Source organism: Listeria kieliensis (assembly GCF_003369925.1).
Taxonomy (GTDB): domain Bacteria; phylum Bacillota; class Bacilli; order Lactobacillales; family Listeriaceae; genus Listeria; species Listeria kieliensis_A.
On the sequence record NZ_LARY01000002.1, the window covers coordinates 309964 to 332689 of the forward strand.

Genomic DNA, 22726 nt, shown 5'->3' on the forward strand with positions numbered 1-22726 from the left:
ATCAGCTCCTTTTCGTATCAAGCGGGCGCACATACGCCTCGATTTCATCGCGTTTTGGTTCCAAAAATGGTGGCAAACTCAGTTTTTCGCCCAGCGTTTCATAAGGTTCATCGCCCATAAAGCCAGGACCATCCGTTGCAAATTCAAACAAAATTTGACGACTTGCTGGCATATAAAGCGACTCGAAATAGTAGCGATCTACAAAGCCACTATTAGGGGCTTGAAACGAATTGATGCGCTCAATCCATTTGAGCAATTCCTCGTGATCTGCCACACGGAAAGCGACATGGTGAACCCCGCCGTAACCTTGCATTGCAGGCGGTAAATCTGTTCTTTCTTCTACAAATACAGAAGCCCCATTTCCGCCTTCGCCTACTTCATAAAGATGCAAGCCATTTTCTTCTTTCACATAACTAAATCCAAGCACAGCCTTTAAAACTGCATCCATATTTTCAAGAGATGTCACCGTAAGTTTTACAGGACCCAAACCATAAATCGCATATTCAAGTGGAACAGGTCCCTTTTGCCATGCTACCCCAGGAGCCACACCGTTATCCGTTTGATCCGAAATCAGCTGCATTTTTTGCTCATCAAAATCTTCAAAGGTCAACACTCTTCTTCCAAAAACCGTTTCAATTTCCCCGTGCGTAACCTCTAACTTATGAAAGCGTTCCTTCCAGTATTCAAGTGCCGCATCACTTGGAACACGAAACGAAGTAAGCGAAATACTATCCGTTCCAGCGCGACCTTTTGGTAAATTAGGAAAATCAAAAAACGTCATATCCGTACCCGCATTTCCCGCATCATCCGCAAAAAATAAATGATACGTCGCAATATCATCTTGGTTAACCGTCTTTTTCACAAGACGCATCCCCAGTACATTCGTAAAGAAATCATAATTTTTTTCAGCGCTGCTTGTCATCGCAGTCACATGGTGAATCCCTCGTAATTCTTTCAACATTTAAACCCCTCCAAAATAAGATTCAATTTCTGCACGTTTCACTTCTAAAAACGGCGGCAAACGAAGACCAGACCCTAAATCTTCCAAATTTTCATCAAGCGTGAAACCCGGCTCAAGACTAGCAAATTCAATCCGTCCACCACCAGGATCCCGCAAGTAAAGACTCTTAAAATAGCCACGATCCGCTAGCTCTTCCACAATGAAGCCACGATCCTTAGCCCAAGCATGCAGCTCATCGACCTCCTGTTTCGACCGAAGTGCGTAAGCAAGGTGATCAATTGCACCACGACCAAACCGCGTTTTTTCAGCAAGAAAATTCGGTATCACTTGGGTAAAATTACCCGCCACATCATTCGACAGGCGCCCTGCTTCCCCTTGAAAACCGATCTCCTTAAGCCAGCTTTCCGTCTCCAAGGGAACATTCGTACAAATCTCCACTTGGACAATCCGAATAATTTGCTTTTCCCGGCTAATCTCGCTATGCCGAGTCGCTAAACTCTGCTCAATCACTTCTGGAATTTCCATAAGACGCAATTTCATCCCATCAGGATCTTCGAATAAAATCCCAGTTTCATCACGCTTAAACAAACAGCCATAACGATCAAGTCGCCTTTCCCAAAAAGCCAGACTACCATCCGGAACGCCTAACGAAACCCTGCCAAAATAATGAGAGCCCTCGTAGGTATGCCCGATTCGCGGAATTTCAAAAAACGTCAAAACCGTTCCAGGCGTTCCCGCATAATCCCCATAAAACAAGTGCCGCATCTTTAAATTCGTTTGATTGACCGTATTTTTCACTAACCGGTAGCCCAAAATATCTTGATAAAAATGATGTGTCGTCTCAAAATCCTTAATAAATGCCGAAATATGGTGGATTCCTTGTATCATAATGTTCCCCTCCTCCTATTCGTGATACCAATAGTTTATAACTAAACTTTTAAAAAGTAAAGCACTTTGCTTACAAAAAATAAGTTCCTATCCAAAACGCCTTTTTAGCAAAAGAAGCAACCTGTTCCCTTTCAGCGAACAAGTTGCTTCTTTTTAATTTTTGGCGATTGACGTTTTATCCTTCACAGGAACATTTCCCGAAATTGTACCGCTATAAGTGCCGCTAAGGACAAGCATCCCCATGCCGCTCACCCTCAGATGATTATCCTGATCCAAATAATCAAGCGAATACGGTTTCGCATAAAAGGTCCCGATATCCGAATCAATTTCCGCCGTATACTCATGCAAATCCTCATTCGAATCCGCGAATACAAGATCGAATGCTAAATCCAAGCTACAACTCCCAGCAAGATCAGAAAACTTCCCTGCTCCGTCATTCAAATTCAAAATCAATTTTGCTCCATCCGGTTTTTGATTCAAAATCTTCTCAGCTGCTTCCTCCGATAATTCAATCCGCAAATTTCTCACCACCTAGCAAAAAAGGCGACCCAAAAAGCCGCCTTCAAAATTTAAGCCTTATAAGTTTGCAAATTTTTCAAGCAAACGAATCATTTGGCAAGTGAAACCATATTCATTATCATACCAAGCTACCGTTTTAACAAGTTGCGTATCCCCAGCAGTTGTCACTTCCGTTTGCGTTGGGTCATAAATCGAACCAAATGTGGTTCCAATCACATCACCCGAAACAATTTGCCGATCATCATAGCCAAACGAAGGATTATTTTCCGTATGTTTCTTCATAGCCGCATTCACTTCATCAGCCGTTACTTTTTTGTCGAGTATCGCCACAAGCTCAGTAAGCGAGCCATCTACAACTGGGACCCGTTGCGCATGACCTTGAAGACGACCATTCAGTTCTGGAATAACGAGACCAATCGCTTTTGCAGCTCCCGTAGAATGTGGAATCGTATTATCAGCAGCTGAACGAGCCGCACGCAAGTTCCCCCCACGAACAGGACCATCAAGTAACATTTGAGTAGACGTATACGCATGAACCGTTGTCATCGTTCCCACTTGAATTCCAAACTCATTATTTAAGAAGTAAGCCATAGGAGCCAAGCAGTTCGTCGTGCAAGAACCCGCAGAAATAATTTTATCATCTTTAGTTAGCGTATCATCATTCACATTATACACAATCGTCTTCATTTGACCTGCTGGAGCTGAAATCACGACGCGTTTCACGCCTGCATCCAAGTGAGCTTGCGCTTTTTCTTCAGATGTATAAAAGCCTGTACATTCAAGGACAATGTCGACACCTTGTTCTTTCACCCAAGGAATCTTGCTTGCATCAGGTTCTGCATAAACACGCGTTTCTGTCCCGTCTACAACAATTGAATTTTCCGTTGCTTTTACCGTACCCGGATAGGTGCCATGCGTTGAATCAAATTGCAAGAGTTGTGCAAGCATTTCTGGATTCGTTAAGTCATTAATTGCCACAACCTCAATATCATCTGAAACTTCCTTGATCCTGCGGAAAGCTAAACGACCAATCCGACCAAATCCGTTAATCCCAACTTTTACTGTCATAAAACTTCTCCTCCTATCAAAATCTATTCGTCAACATCCTAGCTGAATGATCAAAGTGATGTAAAAAAAACTACATTTTTATTTATACCCCATTTTTCCATTCTAAATACATTTTTTTCAACTTTTCACAGTCGCAAGCGCTATCATTTCAAATTTTTCCGTTTCATCCAAATCGAACCCTCAAAAGGAGAGGTAAGTACTGCAAAACCAAATTGACGAAAGAAATCAAGCACCGCTTTATTTTCTGGTAAGACTCGCAAAAAAATCTCATCATAAGGATATTTTTTGGCTTCAAGGAGTAAACCTTCCAAAAGCCTTTTCCCAAAGCCTGCCAGACGAAACTCTGGCGCAACTAGCAAATGTGCAAATTCAAGCGTTCCTTCCGTCTCATCTACCCAAATTTCACCATAAGCCGCTACCTTTTCCCGCTCATATAAAATAAAAAGATCTTTCTCTTCCGCCTCAACCCAAGTCAAAATCTCACTTCGCTCAATCCTTCGCGTTCCCGTCGCCAAATAATTATCCGTTTCATTTTGAAAAAGTGGCAAAATCGCCGTCACATCAGCCTGCGTTACCCGTTTCATCCCGTTCCCTCCAAAAAAACATTCTCCTAAGCCATACCCGAAAAAGCCCTTTTGCTAACAAGAAAAAGCTGCCCGCATCCGCGACCAGCTTTAGATTTCCCTTATAAACCGAATGGAGCTTCTTCCATCAGGTAATCCGCTTTTAATTTTGTGCGCCTCCGTTACGAACACGATCCCAGATTCGGTTTCATAGCGCCCTGGCTTTGGAAGAGAGTAATCCTCAATCCCGTACATCACACCATCCAGAACCTCTCCCGTCACATACCACGGGTGTCCAAGTAACGCCTCAGCTCTCGCAATATCACCAGCACGAATCAAAGCGCGAATCTCCGTCGAACTAATTTTATCCGCAATTCCCTCTTCCGTCTCAACGGGAATCGCCGTCACTTGAATCCCAAGAGGCCTGACAAGCTCTCTTAATAGTTCCACATCCGAAGCAGCACCTTTGCCAAAGTTAAATTCCTCTCCCACAATAATATGCGATAACTGAAGCTGACTCAAATGTTCAAACACGAATTGCTCCGGCGTCGTTTCCGCATATTCTTTCGTAAAATTCGTTTCAAATAACACATCCACACCATAATGAGCTAACCAGCGCTCTTTTTCTGCTCCCGGTGTGAGTGCCTCGCGAAACGCAGGAAGCCCCTTTAGCGCCCAAAGTGGATGTGGACTAAAGCTAATCACCGAATAAAGTTCATTCGGTTTTTTTATTTCAAGCGCCGTTTGCAAAATCCGCTGATGTCCGCGATGAACCCCGTCAAACTTTCCAATCGATAAAACCGCTGGCCGTGAATCTGGAACCGGCGCCAAATCAACATGATAAATTTCCATACGCTTCACTCCTAAACTCTACTTTATAGTAGCCTCTCAAAATCTACAACTCATCTGTTTGGATAAATCACTGAAATCAACAATTATAACCTCCTGATGTTTTCAAACAGGCAACTTACCAGTAAGCAATTCTACCAAAAAAACACCTGCCTCACTTAAAGAGCAGGTGTTTTCAAATGATAAATCTCTGGTTTTTGCATTTTTTCTGGCTTGTCTTTTTCTTTTGCCAACTTTCGATTTGGTAAAAGTAATCGTAAGCCATTTAAAATCACAAGAATCGTGCTTCCTTCATGCCCGATCACACCGAACGGCAAGTTAATGGATTGAAATAAATTGGCTAACACTAAGCTGATAATCACCAGAATCGAAAAAGCGATATTTTGCTTCACAACTCGCCCAAGTCGAACCGATAGCACACTCGCATAGCTCAATTTCTCCAAATCATTTTTCATGAGCACCACATCAGCCGCTTCCATCGCAATATCCGTTCCTTCCCCCATCGCGACGCCAACCGTTGCGTGTGCAAGCGCCGGCGCATCATTAATACCATCTCCAACCATTGCAACCGACCCATAAACCGCCTTCAAATCACGTAGCACGTCGACCTTTTGCTCCGGAAGACAACCCGCAATCACATAATCAATACCAATTTCTTCGCCAATTGCAAGCCCCGTCGCTTCATTATCTCCCGTCACCATAATCGTTTTAATACCACGTTTCTTTAGGCTAGAAACCGCATGTACGGCTTCTTCTCGTTTGACGTCCTTCAGCGCGATCATTGCGACCACTTGCTCGCCGCATGAAGCATACACGAGCGTCTTCCCTTCACGAGGAAGCGTATCGCTAAGCGAACCTGCAAACTTCATAGCCTGCTCACTCCCCACAAAGCGAGCCTTCCCTACACGCCATCTTTCCCCGTCAATCACGGCTTCCACACCAAAACCAGGCACATCCTTCATCACTAAATCCGTGAAGCTTTCCGCCCGTTTCTCGGAAAAATCGCGTACAATTGCCTCAGCAAGCGGATGAGCCGAATTTTGTTCAAGCGCGTAAATCCGGTCAATGACTTGCGTCCGGTCGAACTCTGGTGCCACGAAGAAATCCGTTACTACCGGCTTTCCTTGCGTGAGCGTTCCCGTTTTATCAAACGCGACCGCTCTTACATTCCGCAAGTTTTCCAAATGGACGCCACCTTTAAATAAAACCCCATTTCGTGCTCCATTTGAAATCGCCGCAAGCGTTGCCGGCGTGACAGAAGCCACAAGCGCACAAGGCGAAGCGACTGTTAAAAGCACCATTGCCCGGTAAAAAGTCTCATTCCAGCTCCAATCAAGCAAAAAGTGTGGTAAAAAGAGCATCACGAAAACAAGTACCAAGACTGCCTTTACATACTTATCTTCAAACTGCTCAATAAACTGCGCTGTATGCGAAGGCTCGCTTTGGGCTTCCTTCACCATTCGAATGATCTGACTAAAAAGCGTTTGATCCGCTGTTTTCCGAACTTCCATCCGAATAACGCCCGAAAGATTCACCGTCCCACCAAAGACTTCATCGTGAGCGCCTTTTTGGGCTGGAATTGATTCCCCATTGATCGCCGATTGATCCACCGAAGTTTCCCCTGAAACAATCACTCCATCGATTGGAATTCGCTCACCAGGGCGTACCAAAATCAAATCTTGCAATTTAAGCGACGTTACATCGACCTCTTCCGTCTCCCCCGTTTCCAGCAGTAAAAAAGCAGTTTCCGGTTGAAACGACATCAGTTTCGTGATTTCTCGCTTGCTTTTGTTCGTCGTGTACGTTTCAAGCGCGCCACTCAGTGAGAAAATAAAGATTAGTACCGCACCCTCGAGCCAGTAACCAATAATCGAAGCTCCTGTTGCCGCAAGCACCATTAAAAGCTCCACGTTCAATTTCCGTGTCTTGATCGTGTCGAGAATCCCTTCTTTCGCCTGATCGAAACCGCCAATCACAAATGCCGCAATAAAAATCCCCGCCGTCGCACCCGCAGGCACCACACCTTCCGTTTGCCAGCCAAGCAAAATAAGTAAACCACTAATCCCCGCTGCAAGAAACTGCCAGTTCTCTTTCCACCATTTTAATCGCATCTTGAACCACTCCTTTCTTTTCTAACTGATAATTGTTATCAAAGCCCTTAAAAACACGAAAATCTGCTTTTGCTCCCGCAAAAACAGATTAGATTCATTATAATTTACTGATTTCTTATTCCACTACTATTATAGCATGATTATAGTGGCTAAACAAGTTAATTGATAAAATATTCTTTTAATTGATAATGAATTTCATTCCCGACTAAACAAATAAAAAAACCGGAAAAGAAATTCTTTTCCGGTCCCCTCTTTTAAGGAAGTACATTTCCAGCCGCACGATAAATTTCATACCATTCTTCACGCGTGAGAGCAACATCTGCTCCCTTACGAATAGCTTCGATCCGCTCAGGATTCATCGTGCCAAGCACCGCTTGAATCTTCGCTGGATGACGTAAAATCCATGCAATCGCAATTGCTGAATTTGTCACTCCATGACGTTCCGCCACTTCATCTATTTTCACGTTGAGTTCAGGGAACTTCGGATTGTCTAAAAATACTCCTTCAAAATAACCATATTGAAACGGTGACCAAGCTTGAATCGTCATATCATGAATCCGACTATATTCCAAAATACCATTATCACGATCGATCCCCGCATCCACTTTCATATTCACATTGAAGCCAGCATCAATCATGCCTGTGTGCATCACGCTAAACTGTAACTGATTGACAAGCAATTTTTGTTTAACACTTTTCTTAAGCAATTCAATTTGAAGCGGGCTTTCATTACTCACACCAAAATGCCGAACCTTCCCAGCGCGTTCAAGTTCATCAAAAGCTTCCGCCACTTCGTCAGGTTCAACAAGCGTATCCGGACGGTGAAGCAAAAGTGAATCCAAATACTCCGTCTTTAATCGTTTCAAAATCCCATCAACAGCAGCAATAATATGTTCCTTCGAAAAGTCAAAATACCCTTGCCGAATCCCGCATTTTGATTGCAAAATCATTTTTTCACGAATCCGAGCATTCATACCCACAGCATCCGCAAAAACTTCCTCTGATTTCCCGCCACCATAAATATCTGCATGATCAAAAAAATTAAGTCCATTTTCAAGCGCTGTTTGCACAACCCGTTCCGCTTGCTCTTTCGAGAGATCTGCCATACGCATACATCCAATCGCAATACTAGGAGCAGCGAGTTCGCCACCAAGTTTCAATGTTTCCACATGCTCACCTCTTCATTCAAGATACCTTCATTTTACCACTTTTAGAAGTCCCAACCAATCCAGACCCATTCCCATGAAAAACTTTCAAAAAAAGCTAGCATTTTTCCTCATTTTATTATAAAATAGTCTCTGTTGACTAAATTATGGAGAAATACCCAAGTCCGGCTGAAGGGGACAGACTCGAAATCTGTTAGGCGTCCCTGTGGCGCGCCGGGGTTCGAATCCCCGTTTCTCCGTCAAAAAAGGTTTCCGCAAACTGCGGAAACCTTTTTCTATGACGTCTTGCTAGCCACAAGCAAATAAATCTTTTCATCGATCATCTGAGTATGACAATCCCCAAAGCCAGCTTTCTCCAAAGCACTAGTAAGCTTTTCCGCAGAAAGTCGAATATGGTGTGGCGGACCTCCATCAGGCGTTTTTTTTTCTTCATATTCAATCACAGCAACGTCCCCGCCTGCTTCCGTTACCCGGAACAATTCGGCTAGCACCGCCTCTAAATCAGCAACCTCATGCAAAATCAGCGAAGCGACTACATGCCGTACAGAACCATCTTCAAGTGGAATATCAGCGACATCCGCTTGAATTCGTTCCACATTCGACAGCCCCGCAGCTATCATTTTCTCACCAATTCGTTCAAGCATTTTCGAATCCGAATCAAGCGCAAAAATCTTCCCTTTCGTTTCTCCAGCCAAGGGAATCGTAAAAAATCCCGTCCCCGCGCCTAAATCCAAAAACGAATCATTCGGTGAAAAATTCGGAAGAGCTTGAATCAACTCATGTGCCCGAAACCCTTTCATGCGCTCCTTGTCATCTAAAAACGCCGCCTTATTGTGAAAATGACCTTCGTGACCGCTCATTTTGTCACACCTTCCTACAATTTAATTTCTCGATCCGTAAGACCTTCATAAAATTTTTCTTCGTGTGAAACCAAGATGACGCATCCCTTATAGTTTCTTAACGCTTCCTTCAAAGCTTCCTTACTCGCCGTATCCAAGTGATTGGTCGGTTCATCCAAAATCAAGATATTACTTTTCGTCAAAAGTAGCCGTGCCAGCTTAATTTTCGACTGCTCGCCTCCGCTCAAAGTCTTGACAGAGCGCGTAATATGCTCCGCCTTCATCCCACTTCTTGCAAGCACTTGCCGAATTTGCTTCGACGATAAAAGAGGAAATTCTGCTTGAATCAAGTCAAGCGCCGTACGATTCTCCTTCTCAAAGTGCAAATCTTGTTCAAAATAGCTAATTACCGCTCGGTTGGCAACATGAATTTTCCCAGAAATTTTTTCTCGTTCACCAAGAATGGTCTTGAGTAATGTGGACTTCCCGATGCCGTTAAATCCTGTAATGACCACCTTTTCATCCGAACGAATCGAAAAACTAACGGGGGAAAACAGCGGGTAATCGTACCCCACTTCAAGATGATCCACGACAATGCTTTTCCCAACAATTTCTTGACTAGCTTCCGGAAAAGTAAACGCCGGCCGAACAGCCGATTCAGGTGCATCTAAGCGTTCCAAGCGATTCAACTGCTTCTCCCGACCACGCGCCATCTTCGAATTAACGCCAGCCTTGTTTTTTCGAATATAATTTTCCGTTTCCTCAATCATGCGTTGTTGCTTAACATACTGGCGCCGATATTCCTCATTCAAATGTTCCTTCTGCTTCACAAAATGCGAGTAAGATCCGTTGTATTTCCTAATTGTACCAAATTCCACATCAAGAATCTGCTGTGCAATCTTTTCAAGAAAACCAACATCATGAGAAACAACAATAAATGTGCCAGGGAATTGAATCAATTGTTCGCTCAACCACTCCACGTGTTCCTTATCCAAAAAGTTCGTCGGCTCATCCAAAACCAAAACTTGCGGCTTTTCAAGCAGCAATTTCGCCAAAATGATTTTTGCTCGCTGTCCACCACTCACTTGCGAAATCTTCCGGTCCATCCCGAGAGCATCAATCCCAAGTCCGCGCGTCGCTTGCTCAATCAGACGATCCGCCGCATAAAAATCCGATTGAATCAAGCGCTCCTGAATCCCAGCTGCCTTAAGCAAAGACTCGTCATCGCCAGCCATATAAAGCTCATTCATGCGCGCTTCCATTTCAAAATATACAGTATACGCTTGTTCCAAATAAGCTTGAATCGTTAAATTAGGATCAATTTCCGCATACTGATCCAAGTGCGCCACTTCGGCTCTTTTCTGCCACTTAATCTCACCAGAATCCGGCAAAATTTCACCAAGCAAAATTTTGATCAGTGTGCTTTTCCCAGCACCATTTTGCCCAACGACCCCAACATGCTCTCCTTGAAAAATATCAAAAGAAGCATCCCTATATAAAGTTTTCTCTGGAACACTATAATTTAAATTTGCTACTGATACAACACTCATAATTTCTCCTCTTTTCTTCATATCATGAAAGTAAAAAATACAAAAAAACAGAAGGCAACATCAAATCGATGGCCTTCTGCTTTCCAAAACAAAAGGCTCTAGACAAAGCACGTCTAGAGCCGTTATTATTTTCAAACCATGTCGGTAAAAGCGGACACACCTAATAAACCTTATTGGTTAAACAGGGCTCCACTCTTTACCGACGGGGAAAATTTATAACTGATTAGCCTCTACACAACGCCTCGTCGCTTTCATTTGTGCAGAGGAAATTCTTTCAATAAATGGATATTGCTTTTGCATTTTTTACACTTCCTATTCGCTTATCAATATAAACGAAGAAGTCACTTGCTGTCAAGCACCTTTTTGCTTTTTCAAGTAATAAATAAAAAATAAAAAGACTAAAAAAGCAACAAAAAGAAATCGAGCGATGGTTTTTGTTTGAATCATAAAAGTTCCACCAAGGTTTAAAATAAGTATTAGCAATGGAACAAAAATAAAAAAGACTATGGTGAAAAATCGATATGAGAAAGCATTTCTTTCTTCTCGGTAGTGATGATTAAATTGACTCCCTTGTTGACCAGTATCTTCTTTTTTCAATAAAAAAAGAAGAACTGCTCCAATAATCGTTAACAAAACTGTAACACTTTGGCTTAACAATTGTCTCCAAGTAATTATTCTACCGCCCATTATCAGTGCAAGAGCAAAGCCATAGACTAAAAAAAGGAAGAACAATCCACCATTTTTCCAATATTTTCTCATCCTTTGTCTCCCTTGCCTTTAACAAAATTGTGAATTTACTACTTTAGCTTACCGTCAATCCCCACTTTTTGTATGTCACTTAGTTTCAGCAACCAATTTTAAATATGACAACTTCATGAAAAAAGACAAAGCCAATGGCTCTGTCTTTTAGCTATCATTGAACTTCTATCCGCAAATCATCTTTCGCCGTCCACTTCATTCGTTTAAAGACCAAATGCACAGCAAAAGTAATGACCCCAGAGAGCATAACTCCAACACCAATATAGACTAAAAATTCCGAAGTACTAGTAGAAAGAATGTTAAGAGGCGCAATCAGCGAATTAAGCCCTAGCCCTGCCAGTTCGTATGTAGAGCGAAAACCAAAACCAACAGTGGCAATCGGTGCACAAATTGCTGCTGCAATGAATGGTGGAATAGCAAGTTGCGGATGAAGCGTTAAATTAGGAAATTGTACTTTTGGAGTAATCAACCCTTGTGAAATATTTCCACCCAAATTATTTTCTCGGAACGACATGATTGTAAACCCAACAAACTGAGCCGTACAACCAATAAGCGCGGCGGCTGAGGAAACTGGATCCAACTGCAAAGCAATGGCAAGCGCTGCAGATGAAGCAGGTGTCATCAATAGTACACTCCACACAAGCGAGACCACGATAGAGCCGAGAATCGGACTGACAGTAACAGATTTTGCCATGAATGCACTCACTTGAAGCAACAATGGTGTTGTCACTGCCGCAAGTCCTAAACCAGCAACTCCCCCAACTAAAATAGATGAAAAAGGAATAAACACCATATCAAGGAAAGTTTTTCCTGTAATCCATTTTCCAACAAGCGCAGCAATGAGACCAGCCAAGACAGCACTAATAGGTTGTCCTGTTACAAAAATCCCGCTACTTGCTGGCTGAAGCAACGTATGTCCTGTTGCAGTTACCGCCTGCATAGCATCACTTGTAAAATAAACTGCATTTGCTCCAATTGTTGAAGCCACCATAGAACTAAAAATTACGAGCGTATTTCCTTTTAACTGATAAGCAATCCCTGCACCAAATGCCGGTGCTAGGAGCAACTTAGCTACAGTCCCAATGCTATGAAAAGCCGGCCAGTGAATAAAGTTACCGATTGTTTCGAATAGTAAGCCAATTCCAAGCATGACAAGTACAGCATTAGAAACACCTGCAGCTACACGATAAACATACTCTTTAATTGTCAGTTTTTCTTCTTGTGTTTGTTCCATATGTATCACCTCTTTATGTATATGAAAAATATCATATCACATTTTACCTGAATTGTCTAAATAATTTTTATAGATTAAAAATAAAATATTTTAAAACTAGTTTTCATAAAATAAAAGCAGGGAGTATTAATGAATGCCATCCCTGCTTCTGTTTATGCATAAGAAAAATGTTCAATTTCTGTTCGTACAAAATGAATGAAATGAATAGGATTTATTCTCAAATTCGTTTGATGATGGTTACAACGTAACACTCTTTTTCTACTCAATTTAGAACATTCTTCCAATATAGCTGGATCACTCGAATCCAAGTTTAACTCTGTAAGCTTAACATTAAGCATATACAACCATGGTAGTTTCATTTCTGCTAAAAATTGAATGATAGCAGCTTTTAACTTCCATGATGAATTCTGCGGTTTGAGTAAATGTTCTGCCCACCTTGCTTCCTTGCAAAGCCCTTCTAAAAGTAAAGTCCGAATAGTTTCCCCTTCAGGACCAAGCTCTTGTAAAAATTCCTGCGCTACTTCCCACACTGTTGCATCGGTCACAGCCGTATAGCTAATCATTTCTTGGCATAAAATATCATCTTCAATATAAAAAACATGGCCATACTGTTCCGAAGAAGTACACAGTGCTCCATCGTCAACTAAGTAAAAATTTTTATCAACAGAAATCGATTCCCCAGGAGCCAAATAGCAGATGCGAACATGTTCTTGAAAAGAAGGAAGATCAGCAAAGCTAAAGATTTTCTTTTTCAAAATGCATCCCCCTAAACTTTCTTTTAAAAATTAGTTAATAGAAATCCCATAGCTCTCATTTCAAAAGCTATGGGATCCAGTTTATTTACCTTTCGATTTACGCTTCAACCGATAAATCAAATAAGAAATAATTGCTAACAAAATAATAATAACAATGCTACCCACTAAAACATAGATCCACGTATAATCTTTCTCTAGTTGAACTGCTTTATTATTAAAATCCTTTGCTTCTTTATCTTGAATCGTAAATTCCTTATTCAAGATCCACTTTTTGTCACCTATCTTAGCAACTCCCTTAAACACATATTTACCTGGTTTAAAAGGCTTATTATCCAATCCCACGCCAAAATTAAAATTAGAATTTGGTGCCATACGCAAGTTTTTCTGTACAGTATGATAGAGGGCATCCGATTTACCTTTTTTATAAATTTTTGCTTCAATCGTCATATCTTTGATAATCGCCGCTTGGTCATTTTGGATGTTTGCACTAATAGCATTTCTAAAATTGATTTGTGTGGGCTTTACCGAATTTAACACTAAGTTAGGCTTCACTTGTTTATCCGTTTCAGTCAACTGCACACCAATAGTATATGCATACCGATTGATAATTTGATTTTCATTTTTCTTGTCTTTGGTCTTATTGCTGTCATCTTCTTTTTCTGTAAAGTAAAGGCCACCCAAAACAACTCCGTCAAATAACTGATTCGGCATCTTCAAATGCACTTTCACTTTTTGACTAGTTCCAGATTTGAGCTTAGCTTCTTTCTGAACTTCAGCAATCTTTTTAAAATCAACTTTCAAACTTGAATCTTTCTTTTTTCTAGGGCCACTGTACTCTACAACACCATTATCATTTGTAATCGCTGTATTAGCTTGAATCTCAACCGTAACATCTTTTTTAGTATCATTTCGAAGCTCTACCTCAATATCTTGCTTTTGTCCCGGTTTCATTCTTAAATCAAAATAAGTTTGTGACTTATCAACCTGATTCTCCGGAATAATAGCTTGCACAGCAAAATTCATTTCTGCAGCCGCAGCTGGTTTAGCTAAAAGAAGCACACTTGCCAAACCAACTACAACTAAAGCAATGATTTTTTTAATCTTTAATTTCATACTATCCCTCGTTTACATTTATCAAGCTGGTGAATCCGTTAACGTCCAAGTTAATTTTGTCGTGTATAATCCTTTTACTTTTTTTGCTTTACCTGGTACAACTAACTCAATACTTTTCTTTGCTTCGTCGTTATCTTTACCAAAGTAAGCAAACCAAGTACCAGTACCCTCGTTAGCAAGCGCACTCACTACCTCTGAACCACTTGTTAAACCAGGAGTTAATTTTATATCTTGATGTACAGTAGGGGCCGTACCACCATCATTCGAGTTTGAAGAACCATTTTTTAAAGTAAGCTCTGCGCCATCAAGATAATCTTTTCCGTTTTCATTTTGAAATTGTTCATTTTGTGTAACAGATAAACGCCATCCTGTATTACTACCACGTTTATCTGTAACTTGAACAAAGTTTGGTAAATCAATATCACTTCCAGAACTTTGATCTACCACATGGTCTAGATCAGCATAGTAAACTTCCGTTGTTCCAGATGTTTCCTGAGATAAAAATCTAAAATTCGATACATAATCAATACTTAATGGACCAGCAGTACCTTTTTCATGCTCATCTTCATCCTTTGGTACAATCGGTTTGGTTGGATCTGGATTAAGAGGATTTTGCGGCAATTCAGTATTATGATTCACCGTAAACTGAATAGTTCCGACCGAGTTCATTTGACCTCCGTGTTCCCCTTCCTCAGCTGCATGTACAGTTAAAAATGGTGTTCCTGTTACTACTAATAAGCTGGCTAAACCAGAAATTGTAACGATTTTCGTTGTTTTCATTGCTGTTCCTCCCTAAATTCTTACTTACAATAATTTTTCTTCTTTAAAAACTTAACTGGTGAATCAATGAATATCCAAGTTAACGTTGATGAATACGTTGCATCTTTGATTCTTCTTTGATGTTCCCGGGACAAAAAGTTGTATTCTACTTGTATCCTGATTGATTATTATCAAAGCTTGCAATCCAATTTACCATAACAGTATCTTATTTCACTGAAAGAACACTTTGTGAATCTCCTGAAGTTCTGACTTTTCAAACGTTAAGATAGTTTTGGAGATTATTTTACTGTATGATATGATACTACTTGATTATCTTTCGTCGTTTTTACGACTAGGTTTGTTAAGCCAAAGTAAATTCCTTTAATGCTTTTGAATCGTTTATAATAAAGGAATTCTTTCACACTGCTCCGATCAATTAATTTCCCAATAAAAATTCGGATATAAGCATACTTCATGAACCCACAGCCCTAAAGCTAACCTCTTGATCTATTAGCGTTAATGGTTTATCAGCATTTAGATCATTCAAGTCAAAAGGAGCTACGGGGGAGTCGTCTTCAGAAAAAGCAACTTTCCCCGATTGTATTCCTGCTAATATCAGCAGCTACTGAAACTAACTACTTGTACTGAACACAATAGAATAAGTTAAGCCTATTTTCTGTAAACCCATCACATCATCCATTCCTTCTTTGCTTCGAAACATTTAACAGCAAAATTCCATATATTAAAAGAATTCCACCGTACAAAAGGTTTCCTGTAGACAGTGAATCTCCTGTCGTTGGAAGCTTAGACACTTCTGGTTCAAAAGTTGGGCGTTCTGCACTTGGGATAACAAAATGTGACTCAGGCTTGGGCCCATTCGGAGTAAGTCCTCCCACTGGAGGAATATAAGTTTTATCAAACTTTATACTCGCTTCACTATCCATGCTAGCCGCAATTGCACCAATTGGGACGCTTAAGAATATAATCACTAATACAACGCAGACAACTCTATAAATATGTTTCAATTTTCAGCCCCCTTTTGCAGGTAGTTTCTCGGACATATTGTTAATGAAACAAGTAAAGTGTCCGCTTTTACTCCACTTCCTTTCCTCTTTACAATTCTGTTTTAGTGCACAAACTATCATCATTGTTGTTACTCTACTAGTATAAAAGGAAATCCCTCTCCCTCTATGTTACTTTGTATCGCAAGAAAACTGTTTTGTTTACAAATTTATGAACGTTTCTCCATTTCACATAAAAGAAGCGCAAGCTGTTTTTACAGCTTGCGCTTCTTTATTTCAAATTCACAAAGTATTCCCTCCATCCACACTTAAAATCGCTCCCGTCATGAAAGCTGATTTTTCGGAAGCAAGAAATGAAACGAGCCCTGTTACTTCATCAACTTGCCCAAGACCACCTTCACGCAAAAGGCCCGCAGATGATTTTGGCTGAACAAATTGATGTTCCATCATGTATTGACCGATCTTCTGAGTCATTCCTGTCAAAATTCCACCCGGACAAATTGTATTCACTCGAATATTTTTATTAGCATATTCCATTGCGGCATCTTGTGCTAATCCCACAACAGCATGCTTCGTTGCAGAGTACATACCAAACCCCGTCTCAGATCGAATTCCTGATGAAGAACTGACTAAGACAATGTGCCCTTCTTCTTGCTCAAGCATAACTTGTATCATGTGCTTTAACCCAAAAAAAGTACCCATAATATTGCTATGAATGGTATACTCTGCTTCACTTTCAGTAATCTCATGTAATAGTTTCGGATCATGTGTCACGCCTTGATTATTCAAATAAAAATCAACCTTTGAAAATTTTTCCTTTGCAAGCTGCATAACTTTCTTTGCTTCCTCTTCAACGCCCATATCTGCATAGACAAATGACACATCAACACCTTCGTTACGACACATTTCTGCTGTTTTTTCACCTTCCTCAGCATCCCAGTCAGCAAGTAACAAATTAAATCCATCTTTTGCAAGTTGCAAAGCACTTCCACGACCAATTCCCGTTGAAGCCCCAGTAATTACAGCCGTTCTACTCATATGAACTCCCCCTCAAATTTTAGTAATACATAATTTAATTTTAACACTTTTTCTTCTCATAAACTTGTTACTTAGTACCGAAATCGAAGCTTTTTTTCATTATTTTTATGAAATTTCCTATTTCTATTCTTTTTTTCTGCAAACTGTGCTAAAATACATTCTCATGTAAAGGAGTTGAAACAGTGGACTTTATAACTTTTTTCAAGGATGAGGCTCTATATACTTCCGACGTCAGACACAATCATTTTACACACAAAGATGTATTATTTGAATATTCGTCTCTGAAAAAAAACGAAGATATTGGCATTCTTCTTTCAGGAGATGCCGTTATGGAGATTCGAAATTCTAAGGGAGCTTGGGTACCAAATAAAATCATCAAGTCCGAAGATGTATTTGGTATTGAAAATTTTGCAACCGATATTAAAAAAAATCGACTAGCTGATTATCGTATTACTGGATTAGATGATGGGGATCTATTACTATTCAACCGTGAATATTTACTCATACACATGTCTACCCAACCAGAAATTCTGCAATTTATTTTAGACAAAACTACAAATGCCCTTGTTGATATTACTTACATTCATCGCTATAGTCAATCTTCACTTGCTTATAAACTTCTATTTGAAATTTCTCGCCTTATGACTGATCTTAGCCTACCAACTCATGAAAACATTGTAACTTTTCCAAAATATATTACCATTACCTTCTTAGCTGGATATCTTCGTTCTAGCCGTAACCGAATTTTAGAAGAAATCGTTAAACTTGAAAATCAAGAAGTGGTTATTTCTCGCAAACCACTTATTGTTGATTTGCAAAAAGTGAAACAAGTTTGTCTTGCACGTCAATATGAATAAAAGCGTGAGATCATTTTGATCTCACGCTTTTATTCAACAAAAAATTTCAAAACAGAATACGCCCCAAGAAAATAGCCAAGTCCCATATTGAGGACTACGTTGCAGAGACAAACAATGCGTTTTCGTAATTTAAATTTTTGAATAGCTAATTTACATAAAAAGTCTGATATAAACAAAAGGAGTAATCCGATAATACCGGGAAGGAAATAATGGTTATTCCAACGAAAAAGTTGTTCACTAAGCGAAATGCCGTTATTTGGATCGTAAGAAAATAACAGCAAGTATGCAATGATATATAGCCCAACTATAATCTCCACAGAAAAAAAGAAGGAAAAAACCTTTTTCCAAGTTTGATAAAACAACGTCAACCCTATTCCCTCCCTTTTTTATAAACACTTATTTAAGTCTATCAAAAATGAAGAATCCACTTCCCAGTAATTTTTGAAAGATCGATAAAACCGAATTCTCGACTATCTCTGGAATGCAATCGATTGTCTCCAAGAACAAAAATCTTCCCTTTCGGTACAGTCTTAACCCCCGAGGAATTTTCTAACGAATAATTTAATTTTTCTAGGCCTTTGTTTGTCCGAATATACTCTTCCTTCTGCACTTTTCCGTTTAAATATAACTTTCCATCAATAATTTCAATTCTGTCTCCAGGAAGACCAATAATTCGCTTAATATATTCTGCATTAGGTGTATCCGGTGAAGAAAATGAAATGATATCTCCTCGTTTATACGTAACGTTTCGCTTATAAATCAAGCCATATTCATTACTTTTAAGTGTTGGCTTCATGGAAACCCCTTCAATTTTGACAAGTGAAAAATTAAAGAAAAAAGTCACACAAATAATAACTAGGATGCCTAGCGCTACAAGGGTTTGTAAGCATAACTTTTTATAGTTCCTTTTTTTCTGTTGATTTTCCTCTTTCCGATATAAGCTTTTTTTTTGCTTGATCTAAAGTTTGCATAATGTCCCCATCACTTTTACTAGGGTCTACATAACATTCTGTTTCATTCTCTTCTGTCTTGCTTCTTTGCTCAGATATTTCTTTCTCCAATTGCTCATCATTTGGCTTATCACTAGTTTCAACTCGTTGCATCCGCTTTTCATCTATTCGATCTAAGATTGAAGTCAATCTCATTATTTTTTGATCAATTTCTTGCTCAAATTCGTCTTCTTCAAAATGTTTTGTTTCTATAATTGGAATGATTAGAGCACTCAAAACAATTTCTCGTATTTTAGAACGAAAAGTTCTTAAAAAATGATCAATCTCTTGAAAGCTAAATGAAGAACTTGAAGCAAAAAACTCAAATTTATAATCACTCTCAAATCCACTTGCAACAATCATTCGCATCCAAATAAACTCAGGGAATTCTGTTTTTAATTTTTCTATACAATCTCTTGCATTAATTGCTTTTGCTTCAGAAAATTGAATTCGCATTGCGTATTTTTGTCCGTCAAGAAGTGCACGGAATTTTTCTTGTGATAAATTTAATTTTTGTTGATAATCTATCAGATCCTGATGAGACGCTTCATACAACACATGCCCCTGAAATTCACTCTTTTCTGGTTCTATTGAAATATTCATAATGACAACCCTCTTCTTCTTACTTCAGCTCTTCAATAATATCATCCAATTGATCAATCCAACTTCCCAATAAATGATCAGTAATCTGCTTCATTTGAATCATTTTTTTCTGGTATTGTTCCGCCTGCTGACCAATCACCTTAAACTCTTCTTGTTTATTCATTAAAATGTCTTCAGCCTTTTTTTCTGCTTTACGAATAATTCGATCTGCAGTAGTTTGAGCTTCAACCAAAATTTCTGCCAGTGAATCCTTCGATAAATTTGCAGCACCGCTATCAACAATCGTTTCATCACTTTTTACAGCTCTCAATTGTGGCTTCGATTGATCGGGACTTTCCCTTTCTTTCATTGCTGACTGATATTTTTCTTTCATTTCTTGATAATCTTGCTCTAGCTTTTTCATAGAACCTAGTTGATCTTTTAATTGATAATTTTCATCCTGTAGTTTCTTGCTTTTCTTTTTTTCCTCTTCAAAATCAGATAGTAAGGATTTTACTTCTTTTTCCAGCTCAATCAACTCTTCATCTGGAAAAACTTGGTGTGATTTATTCATAGTCTGAACTCCTTTCTATTATCTGCTTTAATCATTATGCCTTATTATATAGATCTGTATCTACCACCTCCTGTTACTTTGTTACATTTATCATCATACTTTTTGACTTTTTTATGTAAAAGAGAAAAAAATTGATCCTTTTATGGTAAAATAACTTCTATAGATAAATATAAACTCACAAAAAAAATCACATTTCTAAATTTTCAATTTAAAACTCAATTATTTTTAAGATTGGATCCTGCATTCGACTAAAGGAGCATGATGGAAATTGAGGGAAGACGGGAAGATATGTGCATTAGATTTAATGCGGTATTTAAAAAATCATGGTTCATTTGTTTTAAATATCTCACTACCAAATGAACTTAAGATTTACTCTCATAAGCAAGTTAATGAGATTTTAGAGACACTATTCCACTATCATTTATTGTTTAAAATTTATGGTAAACGAGGATTAGAAAAATATAGTTTAACGAATCGCGGGAAATATGTAATGAATAAAATAGACAGCCGCATCTAGCAAAATCAACAAGTCAATGCAGGATTCAACTTGCAAATAAATAATAAAAGCTGTCAGAAACCGATATTCCACAGCTTTTTGAAAAATTATCTTCCAATTGTAATGCGTGTTGGAAAACTTTCGATGTTATTACTAATTTGTGTAACAGTTAATTCTGCACCAACGACAACATCATTTGGATTAATGGCAATGAGAAAATATCCTGCGGCATTTGCTATCCCTGAGTAATTTTGTCCACCAACTTGAACAACTACAAACGCGTTTGGGCTAACTTGACCAGACACTGCAGAAGCTCCTGGGAGAATTGTATTGACGCTTGGACTTCCTGGATAAACAATTATTACTTTACTTTCAGTTCGTCCAGAAACAGGATCTGTAGCAGTAATTTCAATGTTTTGCCCCGCTTTATATGATTGACTCATTTGAATAACAAACGTCCCAAGAGCAGAGGCCTGTCCTTCATAAACGCGATTGCCGATTTGAACCTTAATTTTACTATTAGGGAGAGCCATTCCTGTTAAAATTCTATCAGTATCTGTAATCATATTGACTCCTAGTTTAAAACTTCCCTGGATAACTTTAGCATTAGTAACTGGACTTTTTTCTTTTCCATTTGTTGAATAAGCTGAAATAAGCGAATCTACTGGATATGGATGATCAAGCAAAATTTTAAAATTCCCTTGTGAATCTACTTTGGTTTCATAACTATCCACAGAAATATTCAGTTTTATAGTTGTATTTGGATCTGCCGTTCCGCTTATCATTGTATCTTCTGTAGTCACTGTATTCATGAGTGGTGCTTTTAAACTAACCTTTCCTTCTGTGACACGCATTGTTGTTGTTCCACTGACTACTCCACTGCCTACTCCATATGCAGACACTAGTGTACCAGCTGGATAAGTTTTATCGAGTTGAATAGAAAATTTATGTGTAACTGGATCGGGAGTTGCTGTATAATGCCCATCTCCCTCGAAAAGTACAAATACTGTTTCTGCACTGGATTCACCAGTTAAAACTTTTTCTGTAGAAGTCAGTTTATTTAGTTTTGGCGGAGCTAGCACTGCCCCCTGCTCAACATAAATAGTTGTTGTTTCACTTTGTTGCCCATCTTTTAAAGCGTGGGCACTAATCTTCTTCCCAACAGGTAACGTATGACCTAAATTCAGTCTAAACTGTCTCGTGTTAGCATCTGGCTGAATCTTATACGTGGCATTGTCAATTTGAATCTCTACGAGCGGCTCATTTGATGTACCTGTCACAACAGTATCAGTAGACTTCACTCGATTTAATTTTGGCGTCTCAACATAAATGTTTCGTGCTTCAACGAATATTGTGGATACAGGGCCCAGTTGTCCATCTTTTTCACCATAGACATCTACTCTAGTTCCTGCTGGGAAAGTTCTGCCTAACTGTACATTAAAAAGGTTGGTATAAGGATCAACAGCTCCATAAAAACTTTGACCATTAATGACAATTCGCACATTAGGAGCATTTACCGATCCTCGCACACTACTTTCATTTGTATATAACGGACTAACGAGAGGAGGATTTATCGTTGGTCTAACGATTCCAGAAATAGTAGTTTGTATTGTATCTGTTATATTTCCGTTCTTATCTAATTGATAGACCGTAACGGCTGTGCCTGCTGGAAAAGACCTGCCCAAATTAATATAAACATTACCTCGCTGATCTACTTTTGAAGAAAAAATATTTCCATTAATAACAGCCGTAACTGTCCAATAAGGTGTTGCAGATCCCGTTATCACATTTTGCTGATCTGACAACTGATTAATTCGCAAAGGTTTATGTACTGGTCTCCAACTCGGAAATAAACAATCTGGACTAGCATTATCATAACCTTGTGCAGATGCTGTTTGAGAAACTTGACTTCCTACAAGAACACTAGCAAAGATTAAACTTGCCATAAGCCATTTGAATACTTTTTTCTTTTTTATCATTCTGCTACATCCCTTCTTTTTTCTTTCTATTTATAAATATTGGGGCGAATCCGCC

23 protein-coding genes and 1 tRNA gene are annotated in these 22726 nt (G+C 39.3%); 2 read left to right on the forward strand and 22 right to left on the reverse strand.

The window, feature by feature from the left end; genetic code table 11:
• Window position 1: 1 nt before the first annotated feature.
• The 8 genes from UR08_RS07320 to UR08_RS07355 form a co-directional block, all read right to left on the reverse strand.
• Complete coding sequence (locus UR08_RS07320) at window positions 2–961, reverse strand: ring-cleaving dioxygenase (protein WP_115753017.1); 960 nt, start codon at window positions 959–961, stop codon at window positions 2–4.
• Window positions 962–1849: a VOC family protein gene (locus tag UR08_RS07325; protein ID WP_115753018.1), complete on the reverse strand. Its 888-nt coding sequence runs from the start codon at window positions 1847–1849 to the stop codon at window positions 962–964.
• A gap of 153 nt (window positions 1850–2002) precedes the next feature.
• Window positions 2003–2368 carry an iron-sulfur cluster biosynthesis family protein gene (locus UR08_RS07330; RefSeq protein WP_165849961.1) on the reverse strand — a complete coding sequence of 122 codons (366 nt, stop codon included), beginning with the start codon at window positions 2366–2368 and terminating at the stop codon, window positions 2003–2005.
• Window positions 2369–2425: 57 nt separating this feature from the next.
• Entirely contained in the window at window positions 2426–3436 is a 1011-nt protein-coding gene (gap, locus tag UR08_RS07335) for a type I glyceraldehyde-3-phosphate dehydrogenase (protein ID WP_115753020.1), read from the reverse strand.
• 143 nt (window positions 3437–3579) lie between these two features.
• A complete protein-coding gene (locus UR08_RS07340) occupies window positions 3580–4020 on the reverse strand; it encodes a GNAT family N-acetyltransferase (protein ID WP_115753021.1) in 441 nt (146 codons plus the stop codon).
• 90 nt (window positions 4021–4110) lie between these two features.
• Entirely contained in the window at window positions 4111–4851 is a 741-nt protein-coding gene (locus UR08_RS07345; RefSeq protein WP_115753022.1) for an FAD synthetase family protein, read from the reverse strand.
• A gap of 155 nt (window positions 4852–5006) precedes the next feature.
• Window positions 5007–6959 (reverse strand): heavy metal translocating P-type ATPase, encoded by a 1953-nt coding sequence (locus UR08_RS07350; RefSeq protein WP_115753023.1) that lies wholly within the window; start codon window positions 6957–6959, stop codon window positions 5007–5009.
• 254 nt (window positions 6960–7213) lie between these two features.
• On the reverse strand, window positions 7214–8128 hold the full coding sequence (locus UR08_RS07355) for an aldo/keto reductase (protein WP_276309266.1): 915 nt from the start codon (window positions 8126–8128) through the stop codon (window positions 7214–7216).
• 145 nt (window positions 8129–8273) lie between these two features.
• Here UR08_RS07355 and UR08_RS07360 point away from each other — a divergent pair.
• A tRNA-Ser gene (locus tag UR08_RS07360) sits at window positions 8274–8364 on the forward strand.
• 36 nt (window positions 8365–8400) lie between these two features.
• Here UR08_RS07360 and UR08_RS07365 read toward each other — a convergent pair.
• The 10 genes from UR08_RS07365 to UR08_RS07405 all read right to left on the reverse strand — a co-directional run bounded on the left by UR08_RS07365 (window position 8401) and on the right by UR08_RS07405 (window position 17194).
• On the reverse strand, window positions 8401–8985 hold the full coding sequence (locus tag UR08_RS07365) for a class I SAM-dependent methyltransferase (protein WP_115753024.1): 585 nt from the start codon (window positions 8983–8985) through the stop codon (window positions 8401–8403).
• A 14-nt stretch (window positions 8986–8999) separates the two neighbouring features.
• Window positions 9000–10514, reverse strand: coding sequence for an ABC-F family ATP-binding cassette domain-containing protein (locus UR08_RS07370; RefSeq protein WP_115753025.1), 1515 nt, complete (start codon window positions 10512–10514; stop codon window positions 9000–9002).
• 351 nt (window positions 10515–10865) lie between these two features.
• Window positions 10866–11273 carry a hypothetical protein gene (locus UR08_RS07375; RefSeq protein WP_115753026.1) on the reverse strand — a complete coding sequence of 136 codons (408 nt, stop codon included), beginning with the start codon at window positions 11271–11273 and terminating at the stop codon, window positions 10866–10868.
• A gap of 154 nt (window positions 11274–11427) precedes the next feature.
• Window positions 11428–12507 carry a PTS sugar transporter subunit IIC gene (locus tag UR08_RS07380; protein WP_115753027.1) on the reverse strand — a complete coding sequence of 360 codons (1080 nt, stop codon included), beginning with the start codon at window positions 12505–12507 and terminating at the stop codon, window positions 11428–11430.
• 152 nt (window positions 12508–12659) lie between these two features.
• Window positions 12660–13262 (reverse strand): cyclic nucleotide-binding domain-containing protein, encoded by a 603-nt coding sequence (locus tag UR08_RS07385; RefSeq protein ID WP_115753028.1) that lies wholly within the window; start codon window positions 13260–13262, stop codon window positions 12660–12662.
• Between the two features lie 81 nt (window positions 13263–13343).
• Window positions 13344–14375: a WxLIP family cell surface protein gene (locus UR08_RS07390; RefSeq protein WP_115753029.1), complete on the reverse strand. Its 1032-nt coding sequence runs from the start codon at window positions 14373–14375 to the stop codon at window positions 13344–13346.
• Window positions 14376–14396: 21 nt separating this feature from the next.
• Window positions 14397–15155: a WxL domain-containing protein gene (locus tag UR08_RS07395; RefSeq protein WP_115753030.1), complete on the reverse strand. Its 759-nt coding sequence runs from the start codon at window positions 15153–15155 to the stop codon at window positions 14397–14399.
• 278 nt (window positions 15156–15433) lie between these two features.
• A complete protein-coding gene (locus UR08_RS13005) occupies window positions 15434–15610 on the reverse strand; it encodes a hypothetical protein (protein ID WP_165849962.1) in 177 nt (58 codons plus the stop codon).
• A 216-nt stretch (window positions 15611–15826) separates the two neighbouring features.
• On the reverse strand, window positions 15827–16159 hold the full coding sequence (locus UR08_RS07400; RefSeq protein ID WP_115753031.1) for a hypothetical protein: 333 nt from the start codon (window positions 16157–16159) through the stop codon (window positions 15827–15829).
• A 279-nt stretch (window positions 16160–16438) separates the two neighbouring features.
• Window positions 16439–17194 (reverse strand): SDR family NAD(P)-dependent oxidoreductase, encoded by a 756-nt coding sequence (locus tag UR08_RS07405; protein ID WP_115753032.1) that lies wholly within the window; start codon window positions 17192–17194, stop codon window positions 16439–16441.
• A gap of 182 nt (window positions 17195–17376) precedes the next feature.
• On the opposite strand from UR08_RS07405, the gene UR08_RS07410 reads away from it, so the two are divergent.
• Entirely contained in the window at window positions 17377–18051 is a 675-nt protein-coding gene (locus tag UR08_RS07410) for a Crp/Fnr family transcriptional regulator (RefSeq protein WP_115753033.1), read from the forward strand.
• 409 nt (window positions 18052–18460) lie between these two features.
• On the opposite strand, the gene lepB is transcribed toward UR08_RS07410, so the two are convergent.
• The 4 genes from lepB to UR08_RS07440 form a co-directional block, all read right to left on the reverse strand.
• Complete coding sequence (lepB, locus tag UR08_RS07420) at window positions 18461–19009, reverse strand: signal peptidase I (RefSeq protein WP_115753035.1); 549 nt, start codon at window positions 19007–19009, stop codon at window positions 18461–18463.
• The gene (locus tag UR08_RS07425) at window positions 18948–19643 is read right to left on the reverse strand and encodes a hypothetical protein (RefSeq protein WP_115753036.1); all 696 of its coding nucleotides are present in this window, start codon (window positions 19641–19643) and stop codon (window positions 18948–18950) included. Before UR08_RS07425 ends, lepB begins: the two co-directional genes overlap by 62 nt.
• A 19-nt stretch (window positions 19644–19662) precedes the next feature.
• Window positions 19663–20196, reverse strand: a complete 534-nt coding sequence (locus UR08_RS07430; protein WP_115753037.1) for a hypothetical protein — start codon at window positions 20194–20196, stop codon at window positions 19663–19665.
• Between the two features lie 603 nt (window positions 20197–20799).
• Window positions 20800–22671: an Ig-like domain-containing protein gene (locus UR08_RS07440; RefSeq protein WP_115753039.1), complete on the reverse strand. Its 1872-nt coding sequence runs from the start codon at window positions 22669–22671 to the stop codon at window positions 20800–20802.
• Window positions 22672–22726: the final 55 nt, after the last annotated feature.

Coding starts and splice junctions, on each gene's coding strand:
- UR08_RS07320 (WP_115753017.1), bottom strand. CDS start 961: ATGTTGAAAGAATTACGAGGGATTCACCATGTGACTGCGATGACAAGC.
- UR08_RS07325 (WP_115753018.1), bottom strand. CDS start 1,849: ATGATACAAGGAATCCACCATATTTCGGCATTTATTAAGGATTTTGAG.
- gap (WP_115753020.1), bottom strand. CDS start 3,436: ATGACAGTAAAAGTTGGGATTAACGGATTTGGTCGGATTGGTCGTTTA.
- UR08_RS07340 (WP_115753021.1), bottom strand. CDS start 4,020: ATGAAACGGGTAACGCAGGCTGATGTGACGGCGATTTTGCCACTTTTT.
- UR08_RS07345 (WP_115753022.1), bottom strand. CDS start 4,851: ATGGAAATTTATCATGTTGATTTGGCGCCGGTTCCAGATTCACGGCCA.
- UR08_RS07350 (WP_115753023.1), bottom strand. CDS start 6,959: ATGCGATTAAAATGGTGGAAAGAGAACTGGCAGTTTCTTGCAGCGGGG.
- UR08_RS07365 (WP_115753024.1), bottom strand. CDS start 8,985: ATGAGCGGTCACGAAGGTCATTTTCACAATAAGGCGGCGTTTTTAGAT.
- UR08_RS07370 (WP_115753025.1), bottom strand. CDS start 10,514: ATGAGTGTTGTATCAGTAGCAAATTTAAATTATAGTGTTCCAGAGAAA.
- UR08_RS07375 (WP_115753026.1), bottom strand. CDS start 11,273: ATGAGAAAATATTGGAAAAATGGTGGATTGTTCTTCCTTTTTTTAGTC.
- UR08_RS07380 (WP_115753027.1), bottom strand. CDS start 12,507: ATGGAACAAACACAAGAAGAAAAACTGACAATTAAAGAGTATGTTTAT.
- UR08_RS07390 (WP_115753029.1), bottom strand. CDS start 14,375: ATGAAATTAAAGATTAAAAAAATCATTGCTTTAGTTGTAGTTGGTTTG.
- UR08_RS07395 (WP_115753030.1), bottom strand. CDS start 15,155: ATGAAAACAACGAAAATCGTTACAATTTCTGGTTTAGCCAGCTTATTA.
- UR08_RS13005 (WP_165849962.1), bottom strand. CDS start 15,610: ATGAAGTATGCTTATATCCGAATTTTTATTGGGAAATTAATTGATCGG.
- UR08_RS07405 (WP_115753032.1), bottom strand. CDS start 17,194: ATGAGTAGAACGGCTGTAATTACTGGGGCTTCAACGGGAATTGGTCGT.
- UR08_RS07425 (WP_115753036.1), bottom strand. CDS start 19,643: ATGAATATTTCAATAGAACCAGAAAAGAGTGAATTTCAGGGGCATGTG.
- UR08_RS07430 (WP_115753037.1), bottom strand. CDS start 20,196: ATGAATAAATCACACCAAGTTTTTCCAGATGAAGAGTTGATTGAGCTG.
- UR08_RS07440 (WP_115753039.1), bottom strand. CDS start 22,671: ATGATAAAAAAGAAAAAAGTATTCAAATGGCTTATGGCAAGTTTAATC.